This is a genomic window from Protofrankia sp. Cr1 (genome assembly GCF_963555865.1).
GTDB lineage: Bacteria > Actinomycetota > Actinomycetes > Frankiales > Frankiaceae > Protofrankia.
Window position 1 is genome coordinate 1 of record NZ_CAUVXO010000637.1, and the last position, 2,867, is coordinate 2,867.

Sequence of the window (2,867 nt, forward strand, 5' to 3'; positions counted from 1 at the left end):
TCGGTCACGAGGGCCGCGGCGTGACGGCTACGGTGATGGCGTGGGACTGCACCTGAGCCAGATCGACGAGGCCGACGAGGCCGATGAGCTGCTGACCAACGACCCGTTGGCGCTGCTCGTAGGCATGGTGCTGGACTAGCAAGTCGGATAAATAAGGAACCAACGTCGACGATCCGTCGTGATGAACACGGACAGTGTTCTTTCGGCGCGAAAGCAGCTCCGGCAGGCCTGGATCGTGATCGTGTGGCGGCGGCGGGCGGTCTGGACGGTGTCCGGATGCTCCAGCCGGTGGCGGTCTCGATCTGCTGACCTGGCGCGTCCAGCTCGCCGGATCGTCTGGGTCGAGGCCGGTCAGGCGCCAGGGGGTCGAACGGCGCTGGTCGGTCAGTGAAGTCACCGGTCATCACCTCGCCACCCGATCGACGTCGGCGCGAGACGATCATTCAGCGGGTTTTCGTCGGACCGAGCCTGAATCCTTTTCTCGGTTGGCCGCTCTTGTCTGGTGAGGGCCGTCCGGCCCCGGAGAGGCAGGAGCTCATGACGGTGGTGGTCGTCGCTGTGGTCGTGGTCGCTGTGGCGGTGTGTAGCTGTGTGCTCTTCCTGCGCCGGCGGGCGCGGTCGCGTGGATAGCGGGCCGAGGCCGTCCTGGCCCGGGGACCAGCTCGTCGCCGCCGCGCGGGACGGCGACGAGCTGGCGATCGCCGCGCTGGTGTCGGGCGCGCATCCGCACGTGCGTCGGTTCGCCTTCTCGCTCTGCGCCAGTAGCCAGGACGCCGAGGACGCCGCTCAGGAAGCAATGATCATCCTCTTCCGCAAGATCGGGACGCTGCGGGCGACGGGGGCGCTGGCGTCGTGGATGTTCCAGATCGTGCGCCACGAATGCCTGCGCCGGGCGCGGGCCGTCTACAGCCGGCCCGCGCCGGTGGCCGAGGCGATGGTCTCGTCGTCCGAGGACGAGGTGCTCGGCCAGCTGGCGCTGGATCGGGTGACCGCGGCCGTCGCGTCGCTGCCGGCGGATCAGCGCCGAGTGCTGATCATGCGCGACGTCCAGGGTCTTCCTGGAAACACCGTGGCCAGGTCCCTCGGGCTGAGCACGGCCGCGATGAAGTCGCGGCTGCACCGGGCGCGGGCCGCCGTGCGGGCCGACCTGGACGCATGGAACGGGTTCGGCGATGAAGGGCCAGGCCGTGAGTGACCCCGGCCGGAGACTCGGCGCCAGCCGGTCCGAGTTCCGCTCGTCAGTGCGGGCAGTCGTCGGTCTCGGGCTGCTGGCCGGGTCGATCGCCCTCGCCCCGGTCTTCGGGCCGCTGAGCCTGGTGCTGGTGCCCGCGGGCCTTCTGGCCCTGCGCGGCTGCCCCGCCTGCGCTCTGATCGGGCTGGCGCGGGCGTTGTCGCGCGGCCGCCTCGGGCGCCCGTGTGACGACGGCCGCTGCCAGCTGAACCTGTAACGGAATCCGTCCCTTAGGAAAGGTGTCCTGTGTCCGATCCTGCATCCTGTTCCGGACCGCGCGGCGTGCTGCTCGTGCACGGCGCCTGGTTCACCGGTCGCGCCTGGGACGGCGTGGCCGACGCGCTGCGGGCGCGCGGCATCCCCGTCGCCGTGGCCGAGTTGCACCGCGGCTGTCTGGCCGCCGACATCGCCGCGGCCGAAGCGGCGTTGGACGAGATCGCAGACTTCGGCCCGGCGGTGGCCTGCGGCCATTCCTACGGCGGCTCGGTGATCTCCGGCCTGTCGCCGGGGCGCCTCGCCCACCTGGTCTACCTGGCGGCGATGGTGCCGGACGTCGGCGAGACCAGCCTCGGCCTGCTCGCCAGCGCGCCCAGCGGCCTGGAAACCGCCATGGTCGGAGACCCCGACGAGGTCACTACGATCGACCCGGCCCGGGCGGGCGAGCTGTTCTTCGCCCACCTGCCCGAGGGGGAACGGACCGCGCGCGTCGCCGCTCTCGTCCCCCAGCGGATGGCGGCCGGCCGCGACGCAGCCACGAGCGCGGCCTGGCGCGCCCGCCCGAGCACCTACGTGGTCTGCGGCGAGGACCGGGCCGTGCACCCGGAGCTGCAGGCCCGCCTGAGCCGGCGGACCGGCCGCGCGGTCGCGTGGGCCAGCGACCACGCCGCGTTCGCGTCTCACCCCACGGACGTCGTCGACCTGCTCAGCCGGCTGGCTACCAGCGAGTCAGGGGCCGAGCGTCGAGGAGTCGCTGGCGAACCTGCGCGAGGCGCTGGAACTGTACTTCGAGGATGAGCCGGTTCCCGCGACCTGCGCCGACGGGCCGATCGTCGCGCCCGTCGACATCCGCCTGTCAGCGTGCGGCCCGCGCTGCCCAGAGTCTCAGGTCCGGAGGTTGTCCGGGCATTGCGTCGGGCCGGCTTCAGCGAGGTGAGCACGAGAGGTTCTCACTGCAAGCTCCGAAACAAGGCTGAGGCTCGCACCGTGATCGTGCCGCTTCACCGCGAACTGGCTCCTGGCCCCGGTTCGAGGTGGAGCAACGCCGCGACATCATCGGGACCGTCATTGAGGCCGTGGTGCTGTCCAAGGCCGATGAACCGAAGAACCGTTTTGACCCGGATTGCGTGGACGTGATCTGGCGTCCCTGACCAACCTGCCCCGCCAGATCACTCTGGCGGGGCTTACCCTTGGCCGCATGGCCCTCCACCTGTCCGGCGACGCCGAGGCCGACGCCCTCATCACGTCAGACGCCTTGGCGCTCCTGGTGGGCATGGTGCTTGACCAGCAGATCCCGCTGGAGCGGGCGTTCGCAGCGCCGTATGAACTGAGCCGGCGGCTCGGTCGTCCCCTGGAGGCGGCAGATCTCGCCGATGCAGACCCCGACGAACTCGGCACGGTGTTCTCCCGGGCGCCGGCG

Annotated in this window: 3 protein-coding genes and 3 pseudogenes; all 6 read left to right on the forward strand. The window is 71.0% G+C overall.

Annotation, left to right across the window (positions count from 1 at the left end; translation table 11 throughout):
- Positions 1–40: 40 nt before the first annotated feature.
- A pseudogene (locus U9980_RS27140) lies at positions 41–136 on the forward strand (Fe-S cluster assembly protein HesB); the annotation flags it as partial.
- Between the two features lie 486 nt (positions 137–622).
- Positions 623–1,195, forward strand: a complete 573-nt coding sequence (locus U9980_RS27145; RefSeq protein WP_322770531.1) for an RNA polymerase sigma factor — start codon at positions 623–625, stop codon at positions 1,193–1,195.
- Entirely contained in the window at positions 1,188–1,448 is a 261-nt protein-coding gene (locus tag U9980_RS27150) for a hypothetical protein (RefSeq protein ID WP_322770532.1), read from the forward strand. The genes U9980_RS27145 and U9980_RS27150 overlap by 8 nt, the downstream gene beginning before the upstream one ends.
- A 29-nt stretch (positions 1,449–1,477) precedes the next feature.
- Positions 1,478–2,245: an alpha/beta hydrolase gene (locus tag U9980_RS27155; RefSeq protein ID WP_322770533.1), complete on the forward strand. Its 768-nt coding sequence runs from the start codon at positions 1,478–1,480 to the stop codon at positions 2,243–2,245.
- Between the two features lie 63 nt (positions 2,246–2,308).
- Positions 2,309–2,470 (forward strand): annotated as a pseudogene (locus U9980_RS28830) (type II toxin-antitoxin system HicA family toxin); the annotation flags it as partial.
- A gap of 175 nt (positions 2,471–2,645) precedes the next feature.
- Positions 2,646–2,867, forward strand: a pseudogene (locus U9980_RS27165) (Fe-S cluster assembly protein HesB); the annotation flags it as partial.